This is a genomic window from Nocardia sp. CDC153 (genome assembly GCF_035818515.1).
Taxonomy (GTDB): domain Bacteria; phylum Actinomycetota; class Actinomycetes; order Mycobacteriales; family Mycobacteriaceae; genus Nocardia.
On the sequence record NZ_JAYKYU010000006.1, the window covers coordinates 250,005 to 276,090 of the forward strand.

At 67.4% G+C, this 26,086-nt stretch carries 22 protein-coding genes; 11 read left to right on the forward strand and 11 right to left on the reverse strand.

From position 1 onward, the window contains the following. Positions 1-133: 133 nt before the first annotated feature. Positions 134-748 (forward strand): TetR/AcrR family transcriptional regulator, encoded by a 615-nt coding sequence (locus VMT65_RS31480; RefSeq protein ID WP_326312158.1) that lies wholly within the window; start codon positions 134-136, stop codon positions 746-748. Between the two features lie 22 nt (positions 749-770). Here the strand turns inward: VMT65_RS31480 and VMT65_RS31485 are convergent, their stop codons facing one another. Beyond that, positions 771-1,928: an epoxide hydrolase family protein gene (locus VMT65_RS31485; protein ID WP_326312159.1), complete on the reverse strand. Its 1,158-nt coding sequence runs from the start codon at positions 1,926-1,928 to the stop codon at positions 771-773. A gap of 104 nt (positions 1,929-2,032) precedes the next feature. Between VMT65_RS31485 and VMT65_RS31490 the strand changes: the two genes are divergently transcribed. Continuing rightward, the gene (locus tag VMT65_RS31490; RefSeq protein ID WP_326312160.1) at positions 2,033-5,035 is read left to right on the forward strand and encodes a helix-turn-helix transcriptional regulator; all 3,003 of its coding nucleotides are present in this window, start codon (positions 2,033-2,035) and stop codon (positions 5,033-5,035) included. Between the two features lie 3 nt (positions 5,036-5,038). Here the strand turns inward: VMT65_RS31490 and VMT65_RS31495 are convergent, their stop codons facing one another. Further along, positions 5,039-6,043, reverse strand: coding sequence for a sigma-70 family RNA polymerase sigma factor (locus tag VMT65_RS31495; RefSeq protein WP_326312621.1), 1,005 nt, complete (start codon positions 6,041-6,043; stop codon positions 5,039-5,041). A 68-nt stretch (positions 6,044-6,111) separates the two neighbouring features. Between VMT65_RS31495 and VMT65_RS31500 the strand changes: the two genes are divergently transcribed. Further along, on the forward strand, positions 6,112-6,513 hold the full coding sequence (locus VMT65_RS31500; RefSeq protein ID WP_326312161.1) for an SgcJ/EcaC family oxidoreductase: 402 nt from the start codon (positions 6,112-6,114) through the stop codon (positions 6,511-6,513). Between the two features lie 204 nt (positions 6,514-6,717). Further along, positions 6,718-7,467 carry an SDR family NAD(P)-dependent oxidoreductase gene (locus VMT65_RS31505; RefSeq protein ID WP_326312162.1) on the forward strand — a complete coding sequence of 250 codons (750 nt, stop codon included), beginning with the start codon at positions 6,718-6,720 and terminating at the stop codon, positions 7,465-7,467. A 495-nt stretch (positions 7,468-7,962) separates the two neighbouring features. Here the strand turns inward: VMT65_RS31505 and VMT65_RS31510 are convergent, their stop codons facing one another. Continuing rightward, positions 7,963-8,706 carry a hypothetical protein gene (locus tag VMT65_RS31510; RefSeq protein WP_326312163.1) on the reverse strand — a complete coding sequence of 248 codons (744 nt, stop codon included), beginning with the start codon at positions 8,704-8,706 and terminating at the stop codon, positions 7,963-7,965. A 114-nt stretch (positions 8,707-8,820) separates the two neighbouring features. Further along, positions 8,821-9,186 carry a hypothetical protein gene (locus VMT65_RS31515; RefSeq protein ID WP_326312164.1) on the reverse strand — a complete coding sequence of 122 codons (366 nt, stop codon included), beginning with the start codon at positions 9,184-9,186 and terminating at the stop codon, positions 8,821-8,823. A gap of 127 nt (positions 9,187-9,313) precedes the next feature. Between VMT65_RS31515 and VMT65_RS31520 the strand changes: the two genes are divergently transcribed. Further along, positions 9,314-9,787 carry a DUF6630 family protein gene (locus VMT65_RS31520; protein WP_326312165.1) on the forward strand — a complete coding sequence of 158 codons (474 nt, stop codon included), beginning with the start codon at positions 9,314-9,316 and terminating at the stop codon, positions 9,785-9,787. Between the two features lie 418 nt (positions 9,788-10,205). On the opposite strand, the gene VMT65_RS31525 is transcribed toward VMT65_RS31520, so the two are convergent. Beyond that, the gene (locus VMT65_RS31525) at positions 10,206-10,331 is read right to left on the reverse strand and encodes a hypothetical protein (protein WP_326312166.1); all 126 of its coding nucleotides are present in this window, start codon (positions 10,329-10,331) and stop codon (positions 10,206-10,208) included. 103 nt (positions 10,332-10,434) lie between these two features. Between VMT65_RS31525 and VMT65_RS31530 the strand changes: the two genes are divergently transcribed. The 4 genes from VMT65_RS31530 to VMT65_RS31545 all read left to right on the forward strand — a co-directional run bounded on the left by VMT65_RS31530 (position 10,435) and on the right by VMT65_RS31545 (position 16,720). After that, complete coding sequence (locus VMT65_RS31530) at positions 10,435-11,265, forward strand: NAD-dependent epimerase/dehydratase family protein (RefSeq protein WP_326312167.1); 831 nt, start codon at positions 10,435-10,437, stop codon at positions 11,263-11,265. 141 nt (positions 11,266-11,406) lie between these two features. After that, entirely contained in the window at positions 11,407-14,652 is a 3,246-nt protein-coding gene (locus VMT65_RS31535; RefSeq protein WP_326312168.1) for an AfsR/SARP family transcriptional regulator, read from the forward strand. A 203-nt stretch (positions 14,653-14,855) separates the two neighbouring features. After that, positions 14,856-15,836, forward strand: coding sequence for an NADP-dependent oxidoreductase (locus tag VMT65_RS31540; protein WP_326312169.1), 981 nt, complete (start codon positions 14,856-14,858; stop codon positions 15,834-15,836). Then, the gene (locus VMT65_RS31545; RefSeq protein ID WP_326312170.1) at positions 15,833-16,720 is read left to right on the forward strand and encodes an LLM class flavin-dependent oxidoreductase; all 888 of its coding nucleotides are present in this window, start codon (positions 15,833-15,835) and stop codon (positions 16,718-16,720) included. The genes VMT65_RS31540 and VMT65_RS31545 overlap by 4 nt, the downstream gene beginning before the upstream one ends. Before the next feature lie 95 nt (positions 16,721-16,815). Here VMT65_RS31545 and VMT65_RS31550 read toward each other — a convergent pair whose 3' ends face one another. Continuing rightward, positions 16,816-17,430 carry a helix-turn-helix domain-containing protein gene (locus tag VMT65_RS31550; protein ID WP_326312171.1) on the reverse strand — a complete coding sequence of 205 codons (615 nt, stop codon included), beginning with the start codon at positions 17,428-17,430 and terminating at the stop codon, positions 16,816-16,818. 163 nt (positions 17,431-17,593) lie between these two features. Between VMT65_RS31550 and VMT65_RS31555 the strand changes: the two genes are divergently transcribed. Continuing rightward, a complete protein-coding gene (locus VMT65_RS31555) occupies positions 17,594-18,985 on the forward strand; it encodes an MFS transporter (protein ID WP_326312172.1) in 1,392 nt (463 codons plus the stop codon). Positions 18,986-19,057: 72 nt separating this feature from the next. On the opposite strand, the gene VMT65_RS31560 is transcribed toward VMT65_RS31555, so the two are convergent. Together VMT65_RS31560 and VMT65_RS31565 are read right to left on the reverse strand one after the other, a co-directional pair. Then, positions 19,058-19,873: an alpha/beta fold hydrolase gene (locus tag VMT65_RS31560; RefSeq protein ID WP_326312173.1), complete on the reverse strand. Its 816-nt coding sequence runs from the start codon at positions 19,871-19,873 to the stop codon at positions 19,058-19,060. Between the two features lie 84 nt (positions 19,874-19,957). Then, on the reverse strand, positions 19,958-21,481 hold the full coding sequence (locus VMT65_RS31565) for an MFS transporter (RefSeq protein ID WP_326312174.1): 1,524 nt from the start codon (positions 21,479-21,481) through the stop codon (positions 19,958-19,960). A gap of 474 nt (positions 21,482-21,955) precedes the next feature. Between VMT65_RS31565 and VMT65_RS31570 the strand changes: the two genes are divergently transcribed. After that, positions 21,956-22,540, forward strand: a complete 585-nt coding sequence (locus tag VMT65_RS31570) for a helix-turn-helix domain-containing protein (protein ID WP_326312175.1) — start codon at positions 21,956-21,958, stop codon at positions 22,538-22,540. Here VMT65_RS31570 and VMT65_RS31575 read toward each other — a convergent pair. The 3 genes from VMT65_RS31575 to VMT65_RS31585 all read right to left on the reverse strand — a co-directional run bounded on the left by VMT65_RS31575 (position 22,525) and on the right by VMT65_RS31585 (position 26,017). Then, positions 22,525-23,874, reverse strand: coding sequence for a 2OG-Fe(II) oxygenase (locus VMT65_RS31575; RefSeq protein WP_326312176.1), 1,350 nt, complete (start codon positions 23,872-23,874; stop codon positions 22,525-22,527). The genes VMT65_RS31570 and VMT65_RS31575 overlap by 16 nt on opposite strands. 276 nt (positions 23,875-24,150) lie before the next feature. Further along, a complete protein-coding gene (locus tag VMT65_RS31580; RefSeq protein ID WP_326312177.1) occupies positions 24,151-24,666 on the reverse strand; it encodes a L,D-transpeptidase in 516 nt (171 codons plus the stop codon). A 181-nt stretch (positions 24,667-24,847) separates the two neighbouring features. Next, a complete protein-coding gene (locus tag VMT65_RS31585; protein ID WP_326312178.1) occupies positions 24,848-26,017 on the reverse strand; it encodes an MlaD family protein in 1,170 nt (389 codons plus the stop codon). Positions 26,018-26,086 lie beyond the last annotated feature (69 nt).

The window sequence follows — 26,086 nt, forward strand, 5'->3', positions numbered from 1 at the left end:
GCGAATCCTCCACAGCTATCTGGGAACTCCAGAGTTCCTACTGGACCGTAACTGTAGCCTGGGTCACCTTGCGCGGCAATATGCTTCACACGTTCGCGCCGGGGTGGGGTCGGCCACGAGTACGATCGGTCGTATGGAGAGTGCGGAACCCGAGATCACCGACAAGCGACTGCTGCGCGGCTCGCGCACCCGTCGGCTGGTGCTCGGCCGGGCGGTCGACATCGCCTCGCTGGACAGCCTGGAGGGTCTGAGCTTCGGCCGCCTGGCCACCGACACCGGGCTCAGCAAGGCCGGAATCCAGACGTTGTTCCGCAATAAGGAAGCGCTGCAACTGGCCACCATCGACTACTTCCGCGAGGTGTTCATCGACACCGTCACCCGCCCCGCCCTGGCGGAACCCCGTGGGGTGCGGCGCCTGCGCGCCCTGATCGACCACTGGATCGATTACGCCGCCGAACCCCTGTTCGAGGGCGGGTGTTTCCAGTCGGCCAATCTCGCCGAATTCGACTCTCGCCCCGGGCCGGTGCGCGACGCGTTGGCGGACAATCAGCGCGCCTGGGTCGATTTGGTGGCGGGGGAATTGGCGTATGCCGTCGAACATGGCGAAATCGCCGACCTGGATACCGATTTGGCGGCATTCCAGATCGACGCGGTGCTGCGGGCGGCGAATACCGCACTGCGACTGGGGGACGGCGACGCGGTATCGAAGGTGCGTCGAGTGGTCGAGGGCTTCCTGGCCGCCCCTTGAACAAGGGGCGGCCAGGTCCGGCTCAGCGATTCAGCGCGGCGAAGAATTCCCGAATATCCCCGACCAGCAGCTCCGGCACCTCCAGCGCCGGGAAATGCCCGCCGGAGTAGAACTCCGACCAGTGCACGATATTGTGCGCCTTCTCCGCGAAACGCCGAATGGCGTAGTCCGCGGTGGTGAAGACGGCGACGCCGGTCGGCACCGTGCCCCGCGGCTTGGGCGCGAACATCGCGTAGTCGTGGAATCGCTCGTAGTAGTAATTCGCGACGCTGCGCGCGGTATCGGTGAGCCAATAGATGGCCACGGTGGTCAGCATGCGGTCCCGATCGATGGCCTGCTCGAGCTCATGGCTCTGATCGGTCCATTCCTTGTACTTCTCGACGATCCAGCCCAGCTGACCCGCGGGCGAGTCCGCCAGCAATTGCGCGATCGTATTCGGCCGCGACCCCGCCAGATTCATGTAGGCCGAGCCGTTGTCCTGGAATTCCTTCATGGCCGCCAGCCGCTGCCGCTCGGCCTCGGTGAGCGCGGCCATATCGGCGGGATCCCCGGTCGGGAAGGCGACCAGCGCATTGACGTGCACGCCGATCACATGCTCGCTGTCGTGGCGACCCGTCAGCGGGGCGACGAACGCGCCGTGATCGCCGCCCTGCACGCCGTAGCGGTCATAACCCAGCCGCGCCATGAGTTCGGCCAGCGCCGCCGCGACTTTGCCGTCGTGCCAGCCGGTTTCGGTGATCGGCCCGGAGAAGCCGTGCCCGGGCAAGGTCGGAATCACGAGGTGGAAGGCCGGGGCCCCGGGCTCGCCGTGGGCGGCCGGATCGGTCAGCGGGCCGATCAGGTCCAGGAAATCGGCCGGGGTGCCGGGCCAGCCGTGGATCAGCATCAGCGGCGTGGCGTCCGCGCGCTCGGATCGGATGTGCAGGAAGTGCAGGTTCTGGCCGTCGACGGTGGTCGTGAACTGGGGGTACTCGTTCAGCTTGGCTTCGACGGCACGCCAATCGAACTTCTCGGCCCAGTAGGTGGCCAGCTCACGCAGATACGACGTGGGCACCCCGCGCTCCCATCCGGCGCCGGGGACCTCGTCGATCCAGCGGGTGCGGGTCAGGCGCTGACGCAGATCGTCCAGGTCGGCCTGCGGAATGTCGATGCGGAAGGGGCGGATCTCATTGCTGCTCATGACATCGAGTTTTCCGATAAAGACCCCACCCCCACATCACGACAATTCACTATTTACCCGCTTGGCTGGGCGCTTGACCGGGATCACGGCATGATCGTGGAGTGGTGAGTTTTCCCGGCAGCAGCGCCCTGGTCGGTCGGGCCGCTGAGGTGTCCGCGCTCGTGACGGCGGTGGGTGATGCGGGCACGCACGCGGTGCTGGTCGCGGGTGAGGCGGGGATCGGGAAATCGCGGTTGATGGGGGAGTTCACCGAACGGCTCGACCCGGGGGCGCTGGTCTTGATCGGGCGATGCCCCGAGCTCGGGACCGGCGGGGTGGCGTTCGCGCCGTTTCTGGCGGTGCTGCGCGGACTGGTGCGCAAGCTCGGGGTGGCGGCGGTGGCGGAGCTGCTGCCGCCTCGACCGGCGCTGGCGAACTGGTTGCCGCAGTTGGCGGTTCACACCGGCGGGGCGGTGGTCGAGGCCGATCGGATTCGGCTGTTCGGTGAAATCCTCACGGTGCTGGAGCAATTGGCGCTGGCACGACCGGTGGTGGTGATCCTCGAGGATCTGCACTGGGCCGATGACGCCAGCCGCGATTTGCTCACCTTCCTGGTGGCCAATCTGACCGACGCCGACGCCTTGATGGTCGGGACCTACCGGCCCGGTGAGGCCGGACCGCTGCGTGGGTTGGTCGCTGAACTGCGCCGCAATCCCGGGGTGACGGTACTGGATCTGGCCCCGCTGTCCCGGCACGAGGTCGGCCGCCAGCTCGCGGCGCTGCTCGGACGCGAGCCCGATCCCCGCTTGATCACAGCGGTTTTCGAGCGCAGCGGCGGGAACCCGTTGTTCGTCGAGGCGCTCGGCCAATCGCCCGAGGAGCTTCCCACCGAACTGTCGGATCTCCTGCTCGGCTTCCAGTCCGGCCTCTCCCCGGAGGCGCACGCCACGGTCCGACTGGCCGCTGTGATCGGCACTCCGGTCCGCCACGAACTGCTCGCCGCCACGGCGGACCTCGCCCCCGGCGAATTGCACCGGGCCCTACGGGAACTGATCGACCGGCATCTGCTGCTCCCCACCGACACCGATTACGAATTCCGCCATGTCCTCATCCGCCAGGCCATCCACGACGACCTGCTCCCCGTCGAACGCACCCGCCTGCACGCCCGCCTGGCCGAGGCCCTCCGCGCCGAAACCGTCCTGCCCACCGCCGACACGCTCGCCGAACTGGCCCATCACTCCCAGGCCGCAGGCGATCTCGTCGCGGCCCTGACCGCGACCTGGTCCGCCGTCTCCGCCGCCCCGTCCGCCCACCCCGAGCGCCTGCGCCTGCTGGAACAACTCCTCACCCTCTGGGACCGTGTGCCCGCCCCCGAATCCCTGATCCACACAACGAAACTCGCCGTGCTGGAACAGATCGTCGAAGTGGCCCTGGCCATCGGCGCGACCGAACGCGGTCTCGCCGCCGCCGATGCCGCCCTCGCCCTCCTCGACCCCAGCGGCGCAGGGACCCCGGGGCGGTCGGACGCCACCGCGGGGGCCGAGGTCGTCGAAGCGGGCACTGGTGCGGGGGAATTCGACGCCGGGCGGGTGGCGCGGCTGTATCGGCGGCGGGCGTATCTGCGGGCGACCACCGGGGCCGGACCGGGGGAGGATCTCGTGAGGGCGCTGTCCCTGCTACCGGTGGAGCCACCCAGTGCGGAGCGGGCTGAGACGTTGGTGCAGTCGGCCTCGGCGCGGATCTTCCGGGGGGATGCGGTGGGGTCGGCGGCGGATGCCCGGGCGGCCTTGGCCATTGCGCGGCGATTGGGGGCAGATGCGCTCGTGGCGCGTGCGCACGCGCATCTGGGACTGGCGGGTGCGGCGGCTGCCGAGGTGGCGGCGGCCGGTGCCGCCGTGGTCGACACGGCGGTTGGCATGTCCGAGGCCGAGAGGCCCAGTGGAACCGATTGGGCGCTGGCGCATTTCGCACAGGCGCATCGGGCTGCCGCGGCGGCGGGGGACGCGCGGATCGTGGTGGATGTGGCCACGTGGGAGTCGGCGGTATTGGTGGCGGCGGGGCGGTACGAGGCCGCCATCGCCGCGGTGCGGCAGGGGTTGCGGGCGGCGCACGAGTCGTTTCGGTTCGGGGAGTCCGCACCGATTCTGTATGTGAAGTGGGCGCAGGCCTTGGCCGCGTTGGGGCGGTGGGATGAGGCGCGGGCGGTGGTGGACGAGGCTCAGTTCGAGGAGCTGCCGCCATTGAGTCGGGCGGCGATGATGCTGTGCTTCGCGCGAATATCGTTGGCGGAGGGCGATTCCGGGGCGGCACGGGAAGCGGCGGCGGAGGTGGCTCGACTGCTGGGGGACAGTCGATGGGCCGCGCAGTACCGCCTGGAGCTCGTCGCCTTGCGGTGCGCGCTGGCACTCGAGGCGGGCGCGGAGGACGCGGCGGCCGCCGATCTCGCGGGCCTGTTCGCGGGTCCGGATGGCGCGGCGACCCTGTTCGCGCATCCGCACGAGGCGTGGCCGCTGGTGGTATTGGCGGCCCGAACCGCCGGAGCGCCAGCGGAATTGCTCGCCCTGGGCGATGCGCTGCCCACGGCCTCGCCGGTGGATTCCGTGCATCGGGCGGTGTTCACCGCGCGTTTGACGGGTTCGGCCGCCCGGTGGCTCGCGGCGGCGGCCGCGTGGCGCGCGATCGAACGGCCCTACGACACGGCCATCGCCCTGCTGGGTGTGGCAGAATCCGCTGCGGCCGAAGGGAATCGACGCCAATCCGCCTCGGCTCTGCGAGAGCTGATCGAGATCGCCACCCGACTCGGGGCCGTCCCGCTGCGCCGATCCGCCGAGGTGATCTCGGAGCGCGTGCGCATTCCGCTCGACGACTCCGCGAAGCGGCCGTCGAAAGCGCAGGGCGGCAACCCGTCCGGCCGCTTCGGCCTCACCACGCGGGAACTCGAGGTGCTGCGTCTGGTGGCCAAGGGGCTGAGCAATCGGGGATTGGCCGCGGAATTGTTCATCAGCTCGAATACCGCCGGCGTCCACGTCTCGCGCATCCTGACGAAGCTGGGCGTGGCCAGCCGCACCGAGGCCGCCGCCTTCGCCCACGAGCACGGACTGCTCGGCGAGAGCGCCGAAAGGGCTTGAACGTCAGGGCAATCGGGGTTCCAGTTCGAAGATCCGAAACAGCTCCTCGAACTGGAAGTACGTGATCATGTGGGTGATCAGACCGTCTCGAACGGTGAAGACCTGTAGGCTGTGCAGCGCATACCCGTTCTCACCGTCGCGGACGTAGGCCGCCAGCGCGGGCTGTCCGTTCGCCCACACCGGCAGCATTCGCCAATCGCTGCCCGAGGTGTCGAACACCCGCGCGATGAATCCGGCGTAATTCGCCCGTCCCACATACCAATTGAGCATGGGCGGCATCTCGAGAATCACATCGTCGGACAGCAGCTTCTCCAACGCCGCGAGATCCGCGTTGCGGAAGGCGGTGACGTAGCTGTCCACCACGGCCCGCTGCCCGGCGCTCTCCGAGACATCGTCCTCCCGGATACCGCTCTGGCTCAATGTTTTCCGCGCCCGCTGCAACGCGCTGTTCACCCCCGCCGGAGTCATGTCCAGCGCCTGCGCCACCTGCGCGGCGGGCCAGTCGAGTACCTCGCGCAAGACCAGCACCGCCCGCTGCCGTGCGGGCAACTGCTGCATGGCCGCGACGAACGCCAACCGCAGACTGCCCTGCGACAGTGCGGCTTCCGACGGATCGGCGATCAGCGAATCCGGAATCGGCTGCAGCCACGGGATTTCCCCGCCGTGCATCAATCCCTCGCGCGGATCGTCACCCGGCGAGTGCCCGAGCCCGGACGGCATCGGCCGCCGCCCCCGCTGCTCCAGCGCGGTCAAACACGCGTTGGTGGCGATCCGATACAGCCAGGTCCGCATCCCGGCCCGGCTCTCGTCGTAGCTGTCGCGCGCCCGCCAGGCCCGTAAGAGCGTCTCCTGCACCAGATCCTCGGCGTCCTGCACCGAACCGAGCATGCGGTAGCAATGCGCGAGCAACTCCCGCCGATACCGGTCGGTGGTCGCCGCGAAGTCCACATCCGCCATGCGCTCAGCTCCTCGAAGACGCCCTGCCGAACTTTCTACACCGCCGCCGATGAATCCGGCACACCTCGCCGGTAGGTACTCACGAGCCGCATCCCGCGGCCATCACCCGAGGAGGAACCATGTCCGACATCGCCGTACAAACCACCGACCGCGAGGCCGTCCTCGCCATCCTGACCGGCATCTACGACGCGTGGGCCGCCAATGACGCGGCCGCCTTCATCGCCGACTACGCCCCGGACTCCACCTCCGTGCTGCCCGGCGAATTCCGTTCCGGCCGCGACGAGGTCCGCGCCCACATGGCGGCCGGCTTCGCGGGCCCGCTCGCGGGCTCGAAGGTCCTGAGCAACCCGGAACAGGTCCGCTTCCCGCTGCCCGACACCGCCATCGTCATCAGCCGCGACGCGATCCTCATGGCAGGCGAATCCGAGCCCCCGCAGGACCGCTGGGTCCGCTCCACCTGGACCATGATCCGCCGCGACGGCCGCTGGCTCCTCACCGCCTTCCACACCTGCCCCGCCTAGCCCAGCAACCGCCGAGCACCGCAGCGTCGGCCGCAGCGGTGCTCGACGGCTCGGTCGGTGTGTGCTTGGTGGCCCACCGGTGTGATGCTCGACGGCGCAGCCGGTGTGGTGGTTGACGGCGCAGCCGGTGCTCTTGTCCACGGCCCAGCTGGTGTGTGTCGGTCGCTGGCTGAGCCGATCTTGCTCGATGGCACAGTGGAACCCATGGAGAAGCAGACGAGTCGGGGTGTACTGGTGACGGGGGCGTCGCGGGGGATCGGGCGCGCGATCGCGAAGGCCTTCGCCGACAACGGGGATCGGGTAGCGGTGCACTATTCGTCGCGGCGGGCGGAGGCCGAGCGAACGCTGAGCGAGTTGGTCGGCGAGGGCCATGTACTGATCGGCGGCGACGTATCCGACGCCGACGAGGCCGCGCGGATCGTCGACGAGGCGATCGCCGCCCTGGGCCAGGTGCACGTGCTGGTGAACAACGCGGCCGTCAACCTGCCACATCCACTGCCGTCGACCGATTACAAGGAGTGGCAACGGGTTTGGCGACAGACCGTCGACGTGAACCTGCTCGGCACCGCCAACGTCTCCTACTGCGCGGCCCGCCACATGATCGACAACGCCCTACCCGGCCGCATCGTGAACATCGGCTCCCGCGGCGCGTTTCGAGGCGAGCCCGACCACCCCGCCTACGGCGCGACCAAGGCCGCAGCCCAAGCCCTCTCACAATCCCTCGCAGTCTCCCTGGCCCCCTACGGAATCGGAGTAGCCTCCGTAGCACCGGGATTCGTAGCCACCGAACGAGTAGCCGACCGCGTCACCGACGCCATACGCGCCCAAAGCCCCTTCGGCCGAGTAGCCGCCCCCGCCGAAATTGCCACCGCCGTCCGCTACCTAGCCTCCCCCGAGGCCATCTGGAGCTCAGGCACAGTCCTGGACGCCAACGGCGCCTCCTACCTCCACTAACCCCGCAGTCGAACCAAGCAGTCTCGTTAGTATCGATCATGACGCCGCAGGAATCGTTCTCCCAGCTGGACGCCGCTGCCCGACGACAGGTTCACCTATCGCTATGCGACGATGCCCTAACAGTCTGGCTCGCCTACGTGCGCCAGAAGCCAACCACCCTCCGCTACCGCGACTCGGTCACGGGAACACGTCAACGCGTAGACATTACCTCCCAGCCGACGCCCTCCAAGCAGCCCGAGCCGGAGCAGATCTCACCGACGTGACCGACCGATACCTCGAACCCATCACCGCCCTACAAGACGCCATCAACCAGTCCTTGTCCGCTCACGACCCCATCGAGGCCGCGTCACTTCTGGCACGCGCAACCGCCACCACAGATTCCGCCCCAACCGGCGACACCTGAACGACCTTTGACCGCCTACCGCCGGCCAGTCCGGTCAGCGGTAGGCGGCGGATGCGGATGTCTTGTACGGCAATGGTTTCCGTGCGCTGTGGCTAGTTGGATCTTTGGGCAGCGTATGCGGGGAACCATGCCCGCATCGCGGCGTCGAACGCGGATGCATCCTCGAGGGAGTCCCACCGGTGGAACTGATCCCGCTGCAGATACCACCGCATCAACACGGCCGCATCCTGCACCCGGCCGTCCAGCACGCACAGCACGACAGTGCCGCGCAGCAGCGTCGGATCCGGATTCGTCTCCCACGGCGCGATTGTCGGCTCACGCGCCGTCTCGAGCAGATCAGGGAACGTAGACCGTTTGGCGAACCACTCACGCACCGGACCGCGGACGTAGTCCATGTACTGGGCCACCGACACCTCGAGTTCCGCATCGAAATCGATCGACATCACCGGCGGCTTCGGCGAAACATCCAACAGGTCGAAGCGCCCACTATCGATGTCACCGAATCTCAGCCCGTCGCCAGGCATGTCACGCATGACCTCCTCCACGGCTGGCGATCCGATCCGCGCAGTCCCTTCGAGGCGCAGGCCCCCATCACGGTGACGCTCGATGTGAGCATCGACAGTCGCGGTCATCCTGGGGATGGACTCGCTCGCCGGACCGAAGTAGATCTCCGTCCACAGCAGCCTCCCGGTAGCCGGCCACCGCTGCGGCGGTGCGCAGACCGTGAAGCCTTCTGCCGCCATCGCCTTCGTCAATCGAGTGATGATCTGCTTGGTCCACTGAGCCTGGTTACGTGCACCCACCGTTTTCGCCCCCCAAACACCTTGCTTTGACATGCCAAGTCCTACCCGCCGGCACCGACAGACGGCGCTACGAGGTTCCTGTTTCTCGGATGGCTGGTTCGGCCAACGCTCAGGAAACATCGAATCCTCGACACTTCGCATCTGCGATCAGGGTCCGTGGCTGGCGTCGATTCCATGCAGCAGCGTCCAGCCCGCGACGAGCAATCCAACGCCGAAGATGATCGCTCCCCACACACAGCCCAGCCGCACAAGACCATTGGACAAGATGCCGTCCGCCGAGCAGGACGTCTCGAAACCGCAATGCGTCGGCTCGTCCAGCGCCATCCACACGATCGGTGACGCGAACCCCGCCGGTAACACCCCGAGCACGCCCAGCGTCCTCCACGTGACGAAGAAACGTCGCAACCTGGCCGAACTACTCTCCGCCACAGGCCATACCGTCGACGACTCATCGTGTTTCGCCGAGCCCGCCGCCCCGCCACGCCCCACCTGAATCTCCCCACGCTCGAACAACTTCGGCGATGCTACCGATGGCGACCGACACGCTCGCGTCTGGCGTGGAGCTGGGTGCCGCCCCTTCACAACCTTGTCGGTGGCTCGGTCTAGGTTCAGTTGTCGAAGCGTATTCGGAGGCGCAGCAGTGGAATTCGACAACCGTGAAGCATGGGCGAAGGTCGCCCAGTGCCTGGTACCCGGCTATCCCCAGGTGGCGCGGGCGGTCCGGTCGGGTACAGAGGACCCTTTCGATGAGATGCGGTCGGCTCTGGACAACCTTGGTCAGAGCGCCTACATCGACTGGAAAAGCGATCCCGATGATATTCGACGGGACCTTAAGGCGATACAGAAGTTTCCCCACAAGTTCCGCTGGAGCTGGTACCCCGCATTCATTGCCACGCTCCAAAACTGCGACTCGGGCGAAGACACCGTCGCAGCCCTCGAAGAGATCGGCGAACGCTGCTTGGAGATCAAGCATGCACTGCTCTCCCTCGAAATCGACGCCGACGGCTACGCTCTGACGGCCATCCACATCGACCGCCTTCCGTTCCTGCTGGACCTCACTGCCGAAGCCGGCCGAAGGTTCCGGGTGATCCGCCGAGGTTGCTGGGAGTCCTGAGCTCCCAGGGCCGGGTATCAAGGTGCTCGGCGGCGTCCATCGCGTTCGATACTCGCCCGGTATTCGTCCAGTCTGCGTTGGTCGACGAGGAAACGAATGGTCGCCGATAGGGCGGCGGGCTCCACCGTCCACGCCCCGGTCGGCACCGTCCACCGGTCCTCCGGATCCTGCCGCCGTGCCCGCGATGTCGGACGTGATCTGTCGATCGCCGCCGCCGGTGGACAGGTGAGGACGATCTCCATGTACGAGCCGCCTCGCTCAATCCGTTTCTCTCTCGTCGCCACATTCGTGATCGCCTCCCAGGGAAGGCCCCAGTCGAAACCGACGGCACCGCCTTGTCCGCCAATACCTTTCCCGCCTGACATGCGCAACTATCGCCATAGATCCTGCCGCTGACGGCTCGCCGCCCACACCGATCTCAGGCCAGGCGAGTTGGTAGGGGTGCGAGGGTGTAATTCCGCCAGATGTAGTCGTCCATCTGGTGTTGATCGCCGGAGAGGTTTACCACGCGGTCCACCTTGCCGTGGGTATCGAAGTGCCACACCAGCGCCCAGGTTGTGTCGACTTTGCCTTGGCCCTCGGTCGAATAGCCACGATGGATGTCGACGACGTATTCCTCGTTGGCCTCGAGGAAGAAGGTCTCGGCCGTGTCCGAGCGATTGCTGCACCTCGGGCACGAGGTCGTCGCCCTGGTCAGGCCCGAAGCGGCCGAAGTGGTCGGCGCGTACGAGGGCCGCATCGGTGATCTGCTCGACCCCCGGACCCTGACCGCCGCGGTCACACCGGATATCGACGCGGTCATCGATGTGGCCACGCCACTGGGGGACCAGGCCGCCGACGCGGCGGCGATCGCCGCGCTGACCGCGCCGCTGGTGGGCACCGGCCGCGGATTCGTCTATACCAGCGGCGTCTGGGTACTGGGCGCGACCGAGGACCGGACGGCCGACGAACAGTCGCCGGTCGACGCGATCGAGATCGTTCGCTACCGGCCCGCTATCGAGCGACAGGTGCTCGCACTGGCCGACGAGGCGGTGCGCGCCACGGTGATCCGTCCGGGTCTCATCTACGGCCACGGTGGCGGCATTCCGGCGCTGCTGGTGGATCTGGCCCGCAAGTTCGGCGCGCCCCGGATCGTCGGCGACCTCGGAGTGCGCTGGCCGATGGTGTACATCGAGGACTTGGCCGAGCTGTACGTCCGGGTTGTCACCAACGCGTCGGCCGGCACTCTCTGGCACGGTGTCGCGCATCCGGCGGTCGCCGTCAAGGATCTGGCCGCGGCGGCCGGTGCGGTAGCCGGGGTCACCACAGAACCGGTGGTGTGGCCGGTCACGGAGGCCGCGGACGAGCTGGGCGCGCCGTTCGCCGCGGCGCTGGCGCTGGACCAGTCGGTGAGCGGTGCCGCGGCGCGGGACCAGCTGGGCTGGCGACCCGATGGCCCGAACCCGATCGTCGAAATGCTGGACGGCTCTTACCGCTAGCGGATCGCCCAGGGCGGGCTGCGGTGGTGAGCCGCGGCCGCGCGATTCGGTTGGGAGACGGACCGATTCGCCGGAGGGCAGTACGCAGATTGACCGCCGTCACGACACCGATGCAAGATCGACCGTGATGACAGGCAATGCATGCGGGTAGTGCTGTTGGGAACGGTGGCCGCGATATCGTCCGACGGATCGCAGGTTCGGATCGGGGGACCTCGGGTACGCGCATTGCTGGCCTTGCTGGCACTCGACGTCGGTCGCGCGGTATCCGACACCCGGTTGATCGACGGTATCTGGGACGAGGATCCACCGGTGGAAGCGAGCAATGCGCTGCACACCCTGGTCAAGCGGCTACGGACCGCCTTGCCCGCCCAGACGGTGATTCGTGAGGGTGCCGGCTACCGGCTCGCGCTGGATCCGGCGGCGGTCGACGCGCGCCGGTTCACCGACGCGCTGGACCGAGGACGGGCCCGATTCACGGCCGGTCAGCCAGCCGACGCGGCGGTCTGCCTGGACGAGGCACTGAACCTGTGGTCCGGTGAACCGTTGGGCGGCACTTGCGAATCGGCCGGGCTGGCTGCCGCCGTAACGGGACTGAGCGAGCAGCGGTTGGCGGCGATCGAACTGCGCGCCGATGCCTACCGTGCGCTCGGTCGCAGCGCAGAGCTCTTGCGCGAGCTGCGCGTCGAGTCGGCCGCGCAGCCGTTGCGCGAATCTCTGATCGCCCGTGTGGTTACCGCGCTGGCGGCGGCCGGACGTGCGGCCGAGGCGGTCGAGGAGTACCAGCGGGCCGAGGCGGTGCTGGACGCGGAGCTGGGCACGACGCCGTCGGCCGAATTGCGCACCGCCTTCGAGCAGATCACGAAGATCGCGGCCGCGGAACCGCCGCGCCCGCCCCTCGCCGCGCCGCCGGTACAGCCGCGCCGCCTGACCAGTTTCGTCGGCCGGGCCGACGACGTGTCCGCAGTCATCCGAAGCCTGCAGCGCTCCCAATTGGTCACGCTGATCGGTACCGGTGGTGTCGGCAAGACCCGGCTGGCCATCGAGGTGGCAACCGCTCTGCCCGAAACCTATACGGACGGATGGCTCTTCATCGAACTCGCGGCGGTGGAACGGGCACCGGCCGGAGGGGCGTCCTGGTTCGGCATCGGTGGTGCCCTGCTCACCGTGCTCGGCCTGGCCGACGGACCGCGCGACGATTGGCTGACGGTGATCTGCCGCGCCCTGTCCGGGCGGCGGCTGCTGCTGGTACTCGACAACTGCGAACATGTCGTCGACGAGACGGCCCAGCTGGTTGCGATGCTGCTGCAACGACTTCCGTTGCTCACCGTGCTGACCACCAGCCGAGAGCCGCTGGGGGTGGAGGGTGAGCGGCTGCATCCGGTCGGCGCGTTGCAGACCCCGATGCCCGGCATGAGCGCGCGAGAGGCCACCGAATACGCTGCGGTACAGCTGTTTCTGGACCGTGCCGCCGCGGTCCGGCCGGATTTCGCACTCACCGAAGAGAATTGCGCGGACGTCATATCGATCGTGCGGGGCGTCGATGGCCTCCCGCTGGCGATCGAGCTGGCGGCTGCCCGGCTCGGAACGCTGCCGCTGCGGGAGGTGGCGGACCGCCTGACCGATCGATTCCGGTTGCTCACCAACGGTTCCCGGCACGCAGTGCCGCGGCATCGCACCCTGCATGCCGCGGTGGCCTGGAGCTGGGAACTGCTCACCCCGGCGGAGGCCGAGCTGGCCCGCCGCTTCGCGGTGTTCGCGGGTGGCGCCACGGTGGCCGCGGTGCTCCAGACCTGTCCCGGCGCCGAAATCGACACGCTCACAGCGCTTGCCGGCAAGTCGCTGCTGGAATTCGACGGCGAGCGATACCGCATGGCGGAGACGGTCCGGGCCCACGCCGCGGCGGAACTGGCCCGCGCGGTCGAGAACGAGCAGCTGGCTCGGGCGCACGCCGATTGGTGTATCGAATTCGCCGGACAGGCGGCGGCCGGCCTGCACGGACCGGCGCAGGACGAATGGCTGCGGCGGCTGGCGGCCGAATACGGCAACTGCGAATCCGCCTTGGCATGGGCGATACGGACCGGCGACGCCCGACGCGCGGTACGACTGTATGGCGAGCTCCTGTGGTACTGGCGGCTGTGCGGCCGGTACCAGGCCACGTCGGACTGGCGCCGGCAGGTATTGGAACTGGCAGGGGATGCGCCGCCCGAGGGCTGTACCGCCGCATATCTCGCGTGCCGGTTCGCCGAACAGCTACCGGCGAACCAGACGACCCTCTGGTGGGGTTCGATCCAGCACGACGTCACCCGGTTCGACGCCCTGGTCCGGGCCGCGATGACCGAACCGGACCCGCCGCATCCGAAGTTCGTGCTCATCCTCGCGATGCGGGACCACCGGTTCGGCGACGACCGGTTGCTCACCGAATGCGCCGCCGCGGCAGATGACGGTGTCCGCGGCATGGCGCTGATGTGCCGCGGCCTGGATGCGCTGGCCGGGGATACACTCCGGTGGGTCCCGACCGATCTCGAGGCCGCGGTGGCGAGCCTGGACAGAGCCGGGGAGCCGTGCGCGCTGATGCATGCGCTACTCATGCTGTCGCAGCTGCGTATTCACCGTGATGGTCTGGCCGCGGCCCGGGCGGACATCGCGCGGGCCATCGACCTGATCGGTACGGATCTGGGCATTGCCGAGCAGCTCGGCGTGTTGAGCATCGCAACCGATCAGCTGCTCCTGGGTGATGACATCGACAACGCCGTGGCCTTGCTCGAACGGATGCGTACCCTTGCGACGGACGTGGAACTGCCTGCCCCGCTGCGGCGATTCCTGACCTCGATCGAGGGCCACCTGGCGTTCCGGCAAGACCGGCTCGACCGGGCGGCCGAGCTGTACGCCCGGGTGTTCGCCGAACCCCTCGACTATCCCGCACCTGCGGCCGGGCGATTCGATTTCGTGCGGTTCGCCAATGAAGTGCAGCAGCGCTGTAGATACGCTCTCGCCCTGCTGGATACGGGATTTCCGGAGGCGTCCGCCGTGGCGCTGCGGGCGGCGAGAGAACTGGCGGTGCCCACCTCCGCGGTCCTGGTGTCCGAGGTGGCGGTCGCCGGAGCGCGGCTCGCGGTGGCAGCCGGTGCTCCCGAACGCGCGGCCCTGCTGCTCGGTGGCGCGGACGGGCTACGCGACCGTGCCGATCTACCGCATCGCGGTGTCGATCGGAACCGCGCCGAGGCCCGGGCACGGGATGCACTGGGGCAGAGCGGTTTCGACGAGCCCTACGCTGCCGGTACCCGGCTCTCGGTTGGCCAGGTGACCGAATTGCTGGGCGACATCGACGTTCTGGTCGCGGATGCCGCCCAGCCGGATGGGATGTTGCAACCGACCACGATCGAGTGACAGATCCCGACTTTGATTGAACGGTCGGCGATTTGGGACCATCTTGGCCGCGCGCTGTCACCCCGCTGGCAAGCGCTGACAGTGGGCTGACAGCGCCGTCGGACAGCGTTCACGACCATGAGGAAAACGAATGCGACGATACGGGCCGCCCATGTACCGGCGGTCGATGCGATGTGGGAAGTTCCGGCTCTGGGGTGGGCCGCATGATCGTCGGTGCTCGCCGGGCGAGCAGTGCCACCATGCGTGTTGCGCTGCACCGGGAATGGGGATTGCCGCTGGAGATCGCCGATGTCGCGCGACCCGAGCCTGCCGCCGGGGAGGTGCGCGTCGCGGTACGGGCGACCAGTGTGAACCCGATCGACATGCACACCGGCCGCAATTCCGGCTATGAGCAGTCCATGCGGCTGCCCTGCATCCCCGGATGGGACGTCGCGGGCGTGGTGGACGCGGTGGGGTACGGCGTGACCCGCCACGCGGTGGGAGATCGTGTCTACGGTCTGGCCTGGTTTCCCTACCCCGCGGGCACGTACGCCGAATACCTGACCGTTCCCGCGTATCACTTGGCGCCGATGCCGAAATCGGCGTCCTTCGCGGAGGCGGGGTGCTTGCCGATGGCCGCGCTGACGGCGTGGCAGATGCTCGACGCGCTCGGCACCCAGGCCGGTCAGCAGGTGCTGATCAGCGGCGCTTCCGGCGGCGTGGGGCATGTCGCGGTGCAACTGGCGGTCGCGCGCGGAGCCGTGGTCACCGCGCTTGCCCGTCCCGAAAACCACGCCACACTGCGCGAATTGGGTGCGCACAGCTGCGTGGACTACACCGATCCGGACGCCGTCGCGGCGATCGGCAAGGTCGACGCGGTGCTCGATTTGGTGGGATCCGATTTCGGCGCTTCGCTGTTCGACCGCGTACTGTCGGGTGGGGTGATCGCATTGTCGACCGCGTGGTCGATCAACGGGTACCGGGACGCCGCGGCGGAGCGGGGTATCCGGGTGGCCTCGTGCCTGGTAGAACCCGATCCGATGGCTCTGGCGGCGCTCGCGGAACTGGTCGACGCGGGCGCGGTGCGGGTTGTGGTCGGCGCCGAGTTCGGTCTCTCGGACGCTTCCGCCGCCCAGCGTTGGGTCGAGCATAGGCGCGGCTTCGGCAAGGCCGCGATCCTGGTGAACGCACCGGAGCCCGCATGACACTGCGATTCGGGATGCAACTGGCGCCCACCGCGTCCGAGCTGACACAACTTCGTGAGCTGGCCCGGTTGGCCGACCGGGAGGGGCTGGATCTGCTCGGCATCCAGGACCATCCCTATGCGGGATCCTTGGCCGACACCTTCGCGGTCGTCGCCACCGTGCTGGCCGACACCGAGCGGCTGCGGGTGTTCCCGGACGTGGCCAGCCTGCCGCTGCGCGGTCCAGCGATGCTCGGCAAGCAGGCCGCCACCCTGGATCTACTGAGCGCGGGCAGGTTCGAGCTGGCACTGGGCGCGGGCGCTTTCTGGCAAGGGATCACCGCCATGGGCGGCCCGGCACGGACGAATCCCGAAGCGCTGCAAGCGCTCGAGGAGGCCACCCGCATCATCCGCGCGATGTGGATACCCGGGCGCAAGGCGCACGAGGACGGTTCCTACTACGCCGTGCACGGCGTGCAAACCGGTCCTGCCCCAACACATTCGGTCGGCATCTGGTTCGGCAGCGTCGGGCCGAAGGCGCACGCACTGACCGGTCGCATCGCCGACGGCTGGGCGGCGCCGATCCCGCACTACCTGCCGTACGAGAAATGGGCTGCCGCGCAGGAGATCATCACGGCGGCCGCCGCGGACGCAGGCCGCGACCCGGCGAGCATCACCAGGATCGCGCAGCTGGTCGGGCACATCACCGACGCCCCGGGCCCGGTCGAACTGCGCGGCGAGACACCCATCCGGACCAACGCCGCCGGCTGGGCCCGCATCCTGGCCGACCTCGCCACCGACACCGGTTTCGACACCTTCGTCTACTGGCCAGAATCCCCGGACGAGACCCAGCTACGCCGATGGATCAGCGAGGTCGCGCCGATGACCAGGGCACTACAGCCCTGAGACGACGCCCTGCCGGCTCGGGTGGCTTCGTTGTTCTTCGGCACCCGAAGTGGGCGATGAAGGGGGATGCTGAATTCTGCTGCGGTGCATGGGAATCAGAGTGGCTGGTCTTTGGTGGCGTGTGGGTGTTCGTCGGCCGTGGGGGCCGCGAGGGTCACCGTGGGGGGATGGGTGGCGACGATGAGCACTTCGGCGGTCTGCTTGCCGGTGTTGGTCACGGTGTGCGGCAGGTGTGCCGGAAAGTGGACCGTGTCGCCCGCGGTCAGGGCGGCGAGTGTGTCGGTGTCGATGGTGAGGTCGACGGTGCCGGTGAGGACGCACAAGAATTCCTCCCCGGTGTGGCGAGCCTCGGGTATCGACTTGCCGCGCTCGAGGGTGAGTACCAATGCGTCGAGGCCCGGGTAGCGGCCGCTCAGGGTAGAGGCTTCGCCGCCGGCGATCTGCCGCGATACCCGGTCCGCGCGGCGGGTCAGGTGATGGTTGCTGGTCTCCTCGCCCTCGACGAGTTCGCTCAGTGTGACCCCGAAGGCACGAGCCAGTTCGATCAGGGTTCCGATGGACGGTTGCCGGGCGGCCGACTCGATCCGGGACAGCTGGGTGGTGGATAGATCGACGCGAGCGGCGAGCGTCGCCAGGGTCCATCCTCGTTCGGCGCGCATCTTGCCGATGCGGCGGCCGATCCAGCCGGTGTCGATTTCGCTCTCGGACATGCGGCCAAGGTACCGCAGCGACCAACTCATCTGGCCACAGGGGCAATCGAATTTGCCAGTGGGGTTTCCGAACGCAAGCGCCGGTTTTGCCAGTTCACTGCCGGGCGGCAGCAATACCGACCCATAGGTATGGTTATCCGGTTCTCTTGGAAGGAATTGCGCGATGAGGGTTCGCGACTCGGGGGCGCGGATCGCGCTGGGGTCGGCGGGGTTGCGGCGAATCGTGGCCGCGTCCATGGCCGGAACCGTGGTCGAATGGTATGAGTTCCTCCTGTACGGCACCGCGGCGACCCTGGTCTTCAACAAGGTGTTCTTCGCCGCGGGAACCGGCGAGCTGGATGCCATCCTCGCCGCCTTCCTCACCTACGCGGTGGGCTTCGCGGCCCGGCCGCTGGGCGGAATCGTGTTCGGGCACTTCGGCGATCGCCACGGCCGCAAGGGCTTGCTGCAACTGAGCATGATCCTGGCGGGTACGGCCACCTTCCTGATGGGTTGTCTGCCGACCTTCGCACAGGCCGGCTATTGGGCGATCACGCTGCTGGTGATCCTGCGGTTCATCCAGGGCTTCGCGGTCGGCGGCGAATGGGGCGGGGCCGTCCTGCTGGCCGCCGAGCACAGCCCCAGCCGCAGCCGAGGATTCTGGGCGTCGTGGCCGCAGGCGGCCATGCCGATGGGCAATTTGCTTGCCGCGGCGGCACTGCTGGTGTTGACCTCGGCGCTACCGGACTCGGCGTTCCTGAGTTGGGGTTGGCGCGTGGCGTTCTGGTTGTCGGCGGTGGTGGTGTTGCTCGGCTACCAGGTGCGCACCAGGGTCACCGATGCGCCGATCTTCGTTGCCACGCAGGACTTTCGGGACCGCCAGGCGACCTCGGGCGCGATCGAGGTGTTGACCCGCTATCCCCGCGCGTTGTTCACCGCGATGGGACTGCGGGTAGGCGAGACGGTCCTCTATTACACGGTGGTCACCTTCAGCATCACGTATCTGAAGGTGCATGTCGGTGCGGACACCAGGGCGATCTTGTGGTGGCTGTTGGCCGCACACGCCGTGCATTTCATGGCAATTCCTTTGGTGGGCAGGCTCACCGACCACTATGGTCGGCGACCGCTGTATCTGATCGGCGCGCTCGCCGCGGGCACATGGGGGTTCTTCGCGTTCCCGATGATGGACAGCAAACAGAACGGGGTCGTTCTCGCGGCCGTGGTCATCGGCCTGGTCTTTCACGCCCTCATGTACGCCGGACAGCCCGCGCTCATGGCCGAGATGTTCCCGACCCGGATGCGGTATTCCGGTGTGTCGCTGGCCTATCAGGTGGGGCTGATGGCCGGCGGCTCGCTCGCGCCGATCATCGCGGTGCGGCTGCTGGACACCTACCGGTCGTCGGTGCCGATCGCGGTGTACGAGGCCGTCATGGCCGGTGTCACCGTGGTAGCGCTGTTGTTCTACCGGGAGACGTTCGGGATCGACCTGACCGAGGTCGATCGGGCCGATGCCGAAAGCGTTGCGGCGCTTGCGCTATCGCGCGGCGCCGACGAGCCGACCGGGGCGGCTGCTTGACGAAGCCGACGTTCGATCGGCGATGACGATGCCACACACGGTGATGTGTGCGGCATCGTCGGGGTCGCGGATCTACGCCTGCTCACCGAGGGCGGCGGCGGTTTCGCGGACAGCGTCGGCGACGGCGTGGAAGTCCTTGGCCAGGATCTTGGAGTGGTTCGAGCCGACGCGGGCGCTGACGGTCAGGTGCGGGTTGGTGAGCAGCAAAGGCTCCAGGGAGGCTCGCACCTTACCGATCTCCTCTTCGGAGGCACCGAAATTGGCGCCCGTCGCCATGACATAACGCACCGGGGTCGTCAGGCGGTCCAGCACCGGGGCGAGGTCGGCACACAGCCGGTTGAGCTCGATATTGACCTCCGCGTGCTGGGTGGGGCTCATGCGCGCGGCCAACTGCAGCGGGCGCAGCAGCCACATCATCGGACCCATCTTGGCGAACATCGCACGGATGCGCTCGATGTCGGCCTCGTCGGTCAGCCCCCACGGCATCGCGCCGTCGGCCGAGACGACCCCGGCCAGGCGTCCGGGGTTGCGGTCGGCCCAGTGCACCGCGACCAGCGCGCCGTAGGACCAGCCCACGAGAATCGGCTTCTGGTCGGCGATGCCGCGCGCCGCCAGTACCGCATCGACATCGCGGACACAGGCGTCGAAGGAGTAGTCGCTCGAGGTCGCCGACTTGCCGCGGGCCCGCTCGTCGAAGGTGATGTGGCGGAAGCCCGGACCGAGATCGGCGATGACCTTCTTCCAGTTCTTCTGGGTGGCATAGGAACCGTTGAGGTAGACGACGGGGATGCCGCTGCCGCCGGTGTCGGTGCAGGCCAGGGCGGTGTCCTCGACGTCGATCAGGCCGGTCCAGGTCGTGTTGGCCGAGGCGATGGTGTTGTTCGACATGATGGGGTCTGCTCCTTTTGATTCGCTTGGTATGAAGTGGATGAGTCGGTTCGTGGTGTCAACGGCCTCGGCCGGTGGACACGACTACTGTCGCGGGCCGAGCTGTCGTGTCCCTGACATGGACCTGATACGTGCGCTGACATCGGCGGTAGCGGAAGCACGGCTGCGCAGCAACGCCCGCGCAAGCAGAGCAGCCATCACGATTCCGGTCGCGCCGGCCAGAAAGCTGCCCGACATCGCGGTGGTGAACGCGTGGCGCGCGGCCGTGGCCAGTGTGTCGTCACCGGTCCGGGCGGCGGTGGCCAGCGCGTCACCGATCGATCGCCGGGCCTGGTCGGGTGCGGACTCCGGCATCGCGGCGGTGAACCGGCTCGACAGGATGCTGCCCAGAATCGCAACGCCCAGAGCGGCTCCCGCCTGCGAGAGGGTGCTGTTGAGGGCGGAACCGACACCGGCCTGTTCGGCCGGAACCGCGCCCATCAGGGCCGTGACCGCCGCGGGCAGCGCCAGTCCCGAGCCCGCGCCGAACACCAGCAGCGCCATCGCGACCATCCCGAAGCCGCTGTCGGCACGCAGCGCCGCCAGCAGCAGCGATCCGGCAGCCATGACCATCAGTCCGGCCACGGTGAGTGTCCGGCAGCCCAGCCGGCCACCGGCTTTCGCACCGAAGGTGTTGCCCAGCAGTGAGGACAGCGCCATCGGGATGAACGTCAACCCGGCGGTGGTCGGCGAATAGCCGAGCACCGATTGCAGATACTGGGTCAGCGCGAGCATCAAGCCACCATTGCCGATCTGGACCAGTGTGAGCGCCGAACTGCCGCCGGTGAAATCGCGATCCCGGAACAAGCCCAGCGGAACCATCGGCTCGGGCGTGTGGTTCTCCCAGGCCACGAATCCCACCAGGCCGACGACGGCGACGCTCCCCGTAGCGAGCGTGGCCGCGCTGTGAATACCGTTGCGGGGCAACTCGATAATCGTCCACACCAGTGCCGTCATCCCGGCCACGGACAGCACCGCACCCAGTGGGTCGGGACGCCGCCACGGACCGGTCGACTCCGGCATCAGCACGAGCGCCGCGACGACAGCCAGCCCGACGATCGGCACATTGATCAAAAATATTGCGCCCCACCAGAAGTGGGAGATCAATACGCCACCGAGCAATGGGCTGCCCACCAGGCCCAGCATGCTGACCGCACCCCACACCGCCATCGCCCGGCGGCGTTCGGCGGCATCGAAAACGGTGATGAGGATCGACAGCGTGGACGGCATGATCAGGGCGCCACCGATTCCCATGGCCACACGGTCGAGGATCAACTGCAGCGGCGTAGCGGCCAGGGTCGCCCCCACCGACGCGCCACCGAAGATCACCAGGCCGATGATCATGACCCGGCGGCGGCCGAACCGGTCCGACAGGCTACCGCAGGTGAGCAGCGACCCGGCGAAGACGAGCATGTAGGAGTCGAGAATCCACTGGATGTCCTGCGCATCGGCGTGCAGGTCTCGCGACAGTGCGGGCACCGCCACCGACAGCGCCATATTGTCGATCACCAGCACCAGCGCACTCAGACACAGCACGATCAGGATCAGCCAGCGGCGAGGGTCGAGCACTTGGGGTGCAGGCGTTTTCGCTGCGGGTAACACTTGCATGGACAATCTCTTCCGTAGTGGACGCCCGGATCCGGGCGCGAGGGACCGCCGCACGCACCTGGGATGCGACCGGTGAGGTTGAAGTGAGTAGGTGCCGAGATCATCGGCCCGCGGCCACATCAGCGTGGTCGAGGCGGACCTGCCTCATAGGCAATAAGCGTCGCGGCACTCCCGGGGGTGACCGGACGGGTGAGAGGGGGCTGCGAGCGACATGGTCGTCGCGGTGGTGGTGCTTGCGCCTACGATGTGATTCGCTACGAATCAGTCAGGGGCGCAGTCTATTTCGCATGCTCATGCGTCGATGGTGGAGCCTTCCTGGATGGCCGCCGAACCGACCGGCGGCCGTGTGCCACAAGCATCGGATAACGATCAACGGTTGTCAACCCCAGAGGTAATCCATTTTGCCTATGAGGCAATGGCGGGTAGATTGGGCGCATGCCAGAGCGCGAGATCGATGCCAGATGGATCGGGCGACGCATCGCCCAGCTACGCGGCGAACGAGGATGGACCTTGGCCGCCCTCGCCGATCGCGTCGACCTGTCCGCCACCCAACTGTCCAGAATCGAGTCATCCACGCGACAACCCTCCCTGGGGACGCTCATCGAACTGGCCCGCACCTTCGGGATCGGGCTCAGCCAACTCGTCGATGGCGAGCCCACCGCCGAATATCACCTCGTCCGTCGCGCGGACCGATTGTCCAAAAACCTCACCGACAGCGAATTATCAACCCTGAGTTGGGATTTCCCCGATATCGAAGCACTACACGTCATACTCGAGCCCGCCTCGGCGACACCCGAGGCCGAGCACTCCGGTCGAGACCTGCTCTGCGTGATCACCGGCAGCGTGCGCGTCACCATCAACACCGACACCCTCGACCTGGATCGCGGAGACGCACTCCGGTTCTCCGCGCATCTACCCCATGTCATCAGCAATGACAGTGCGGAAACCGCGGAGGTCATGATCATTCGCATACACCCCGCGGGCCCTCACAGGGGACGGGCGAGCTACGGCAATTTGTAATTGCTGAGCCGACGGTTGCTCGTTCGGCGATGCGGGGTGTTCGGTCGATCTCGAATCTGGACGGCCGGTTGATCGTTCGGGGTGTCTGCTATCGATGAGCGGCGGATGACGATTGCTGCGCGGTGGTACCAGAAGTTGGCGGTGTTTCCTTCGTTGCCCATGTAGCCCTCGATTTCGGAGGCGAATGGCTCGAAGGTTGGTTTCGTGTCGGCCGTGCACAATTCCTCTTCGGTGACGATCTCTCGTACGGGTTCACCTGGGGTTCCGGAACGGTCGATCAGCCAGGTCAAGGTGATGGTGGATGACAGCAGGTCGCCGACATCGTCGGAATCCGGGGTCAGGGGGAGGGTGGGCTGTGGTGCAAAGCTTGTGGCGTCTTCGTGGATGGGGTCGGTCATTTCACCGTCGTCGTCGAAGTCCACTTCGGAGCTTTCGACGCATTGCCAACCGTCCTCGACGCGCTCCCAGCGCTGACGATAGATCAGCATGTAGGAGGTGTAGTCCTCCTCGTAGGAGTCCGCGACCTCCGCGAGGGCCAGTGACGCGTCGTAGCCTGCGAGTTCGGCTGCGGCGAGCATCATTCCGGTCCGGGCGGCATCGCCGCCCTTGAGTCGATCCCAGCCGAACCCCTGCTGGGAGTACTGATGATCCAGCAGGTAGACGAGTTGACGAGCGCGCGTGGCCGATTCGCCTCGGGCCAGCGATCCGCTCGGTGCGGTGAAATATGCGCGCAACTGCTCGGCCAGCAATGCGACCGACGGATGCGTGGCGAACCCGGCGGTGTCCGGTCCGGTACGTCCGTGCGCAATCAGGTTGTAGGTCAGCGTGATTCGGAACCCATCGGTGACCGGCAGCACCTCATGCGCGCAGTCGCCATAGAACGCGACGAAGGACAGCTCCCGCGGCGAACCCTGGTCGGTGATCTTCTTCCCCTGTTGCTCGATCACCAACTCCCCGCCGGTGAACGTCGAGGGCAGTGTCACCACCAACGTGCCGATCATCCCGTCGGCTTTCTCCGAATCCTGGTGCCGCTGAAAGAATTGCCCCGGCTCGTACACCAGCATCGAATGCAGCTCCGCCGACAATTCACAGCCCGACGCCAGCCCCAGCTCGGCCCCCAGCGTGTCCAGCATCGGCCGCAACGTCTCGTGCCACCGCCGCTCGTCGACCGTGACGCGGTCTCGCGGAATCTCCCACGTATCACGCACATTCGCGTCCAACAGCGTCTGCTCGCGCAGACCGTACCGCGCCGGCCGCGCGACCTCGCACAGCCCCCGCGCCTGCTCCGGCGTCACGGGAAACCGGATCGCCCCCACCCCGTCCACCTCGATCACCAGGTTCTCCGCCGACCCCGTCCGACACGCAGCGAATGAACCCGCCGCAGGTACCGACCCCATCAACTCGCCGATCCCCCGCAGGGCCTGGTCCGACATGCACTTCTCCCATGCTCAGCAACGTTCGCGAGCATCCTCTCAAAGCCCACCGACGATTCGACCCCGCTGCCGGGACTCCTCGAAAACGACGCGATCGCCGCAACCTCTCGAAAATCGAGAGGGTTGCGGCGATCGCGTGAAAGCGCCCTCGAGGGCTGGTGCCGTAGGCGGTTTCGCCTACGGCACGACCTCGACGGTGTCGCCCGGGTTGAGGTAGTTGAAGAACTCGCGGGCTCCGTCCGGCGTCATGCGGATGCAGCCGTGGGACTTCTTGTCTACCGGACCGATGTGGAAGGCGATGTCGCCGTTGAAGAAGACCGCGTATTCCATGGGGGCGTTGTGCATGGTGCTCCAGTGGAACGGCTTCTTGAACGACACGTGGAACACACCCGGCGGGGTTTCGAAGCCGGGCATGCCGTGGGAGATCGGGGTGGGGCCGAAGACGACCTTGCCGTTGTCCATCAGCCACGCCTCATTGGTGCCGAGCTTGAGGCAGGCGCGAGCGCCCGCCGTGGTGCACGGCGCGTTGACATCGCTGGGTGCGATGCCGGGAACGATCGCCGGGACGCCGGGAACGTCCGGCCCGCCGGGCCACAATGGTTCGGCTTGCGCGGGCACCGCCGCGAGTCCTGCGACCGCGACACCGGCGAAGACCGCCGATTTCGCCGCCAAGCCGAGGGAACTTCTGCTCATCATCGACTTTCGACCCTCTCCTAGCCTTGGCCCGCCACCCTGTTCGATGCGCCTATCAGGGCGAGGGGACATCTGTGCGTTGGAACGAGCATGGGACCAGTGGGTACCGGTGATCATTCTGACCGGTGTGATGGAAGATTCGCGGTATAAACCGCCAGAGGCGCGCCGACACGCCGGGAGATCACCGAATCGGCGGCAGGGTGCGCTCATTCGGGTCGACGCCGGTGGGCAGGTGCGCGCCATTGTTGGGCACATCCGGGCGCGGGGCGTTGGCCGAGCCGCGAATCTGCTGGTCGGCCGGTGGATCAGTGCAGTAGTTCCAGCGGCTGAAGGTCGGGATCGTCACGATGAATGCCGCGAGTGCCCGCGTCGAGTATTGGCACCACGGTCGGGGCCAGGCGTCGACAATCGTGTAGAACTCGCCGTCGTGCGCGGGCACGCCCATGGCGGAGGTGCCGATCACCAACGCCGGGAACAGCGCCCGCAGCGCCGGAAGTCGCAGTAGCGCGGCCCGAACGATGGCGCTCATGGTGGTGATCAGGCTCTGAATCGGGTCCATGTTCCGGTCGAGCGTGGCATTGGCGACGGCCAACTGCTCCGGTGCGTTGTCGAGCAGATGCCGCAATTCGCCGTCGGCATTGCGGGCCTGGGTGACCAGCAGTTGCGAATTGCGGGTCAGGGTCTCGAGATCCGGTTGCGCGTGGGAGCTGGTGCCCGCGATGACCTGCAGGCTCTCGATGAGGCCGATGGTCTGCGGGAGCCGATTGTCCAAACCGGTGGTGGCCAGGCTCAATCCGTCGATGAGGCCGCGCAACTGATCGGGCCCACCGCTGAGCGCGGTATTCAAATTGTCCAGAATGACGGCGTATTTGTCCGGATCGATCTGGGCGATGAGGTCGTTGCTATTGGCCAGGGTCTCCCAGATCGGAACCGGTGTGGTGATCCGGTCGGGATTGAACGCGATGACCTGCCCGTCGTGCAGGAACGGCGGATTGTCGGTGCGCGGCCGGAAGTCGAGGTACTGCTCACCCGCGGCGGAGAGCGCGCCGACATGGATGTCGGTGTCGGCGGGGATCTTCCAGCGGTCGTCGATCTTCGCGGTCGCCGACACCTCCGCCCCGCCGTCGATGAGGTCGATCGCGGTGATCGACCCGACCCGGTACCCGCGCCAGGTGACATCGTTACCGGCCTGCAAACCACCCGACCGACCCAGCTGGACGGTGACCGAATAGGTACTGCCGGGCCGCTGCACCCGTGCGATGTCGATCGTCAGATAGGCCGCACCGATCAGGAGCAGCATCACCAGCGACAGATTCGCCACCAGGATTTTGCGCTCGCGCAGAAATGTCACGTCGGGCCCGCCTCCACCGCTGATAACAGCCACTAGGTTCGATGCACAGCAAACATCAGGCGAAACTGC

Bases quoted from the DNA above. Each gene is read 5' to 3' on its own strand.
- VMT65_RS31480 (WP_326312158.1), top strand. From the start codon at position 134: ATGGAGAGTGCGGAACCCGAGATCACCGACAAGCGACTGCTGCGCGGC.
- VMT65_RS31485 (WP_326312159.1), bottom strand. From the start codon at position 1,928: ATGAGCAGCAATGAGATCCGCCCCTTCCGCATCGACATTCCGCAGGCC.
- VMT65_RS31500 (WP_326312161.1), top strand. From the start codon at position 6,112: ATGTCCGACATCGCCGTACAAACCACCGACCGCGAGGCCGTCCTCGCC.
- VMT65_RS31505 (WP_326312162.1), top strand. From the start codon at position 6,718: ATGGAGAAGCAGACGAGTCGGGGTGTACTGGTGACGGGGGCGTCGCGG.
- VMT65_RS31510 (WP_326312163.1), bottom strand. From the start codon at position 8,706: ATGTCAAAGCAAGGTGTTTGGGGGGCGAAAACGGTGGGTGCACGTAAC.
- VMT65_RS31535 (WP_326312168.1), top strand. From the start codon at position 11,407: ATGCGGGTAGTGCTGTTGGGAACGGTGGCCGCGATATCGTCCGACGGA.
- VMT65_RS31540 (WP_326312169.1), top strand. From the start codon at position 14,856: ATGATCGTCGGTGCTCGCCGGGCGAGCAGTGCCACCATGCGTGTTGCG.
- VMT65_RS31545 (WP_326312170.1), top strand. From the start codon at position 15,833: ATGACACTGCGATTCGGGATGCAACTGGCGCCCACCGCGTCCGAGCTG.
- VMT65_RS31550 (WP_326312171.1), bottom strand. From the start codon at position 17,430: ATGTCCGAGAGCGAAATCGACACCGGCTGGATCGGCCGCCGCATCGGC.
- VMT65_RS31555 (WP_326312172.1), top strand. From the start codon at position 17,594: ATGAGGGTTCGCGACTCGGGGGCGCGGATCGCGCTGGGGTCGGCGGGG.
- VMT65_RS31560 (WP_326312173.1), bottom strand. From the start codon at position 19,873: ATGTCGAACAACACCATCGCCTCGGCCAACACGACCTGGACCGGCCTG.
- VMT65_RS31570 (WP_326312175.1), top strand. From the start codon at position 21,956: ATGCCAGAGCGCGAGATCGATGCCAGATGGATCGGGCGACGCATCGCC.
- VMT65_RS31580 (WP_326312177.1), bottom strand. From the start codon at position 24,666: ATGAGCAGAAGTTCCCTCGGCTTGGCGGCGAAATCGGCGGTCTTCGCC.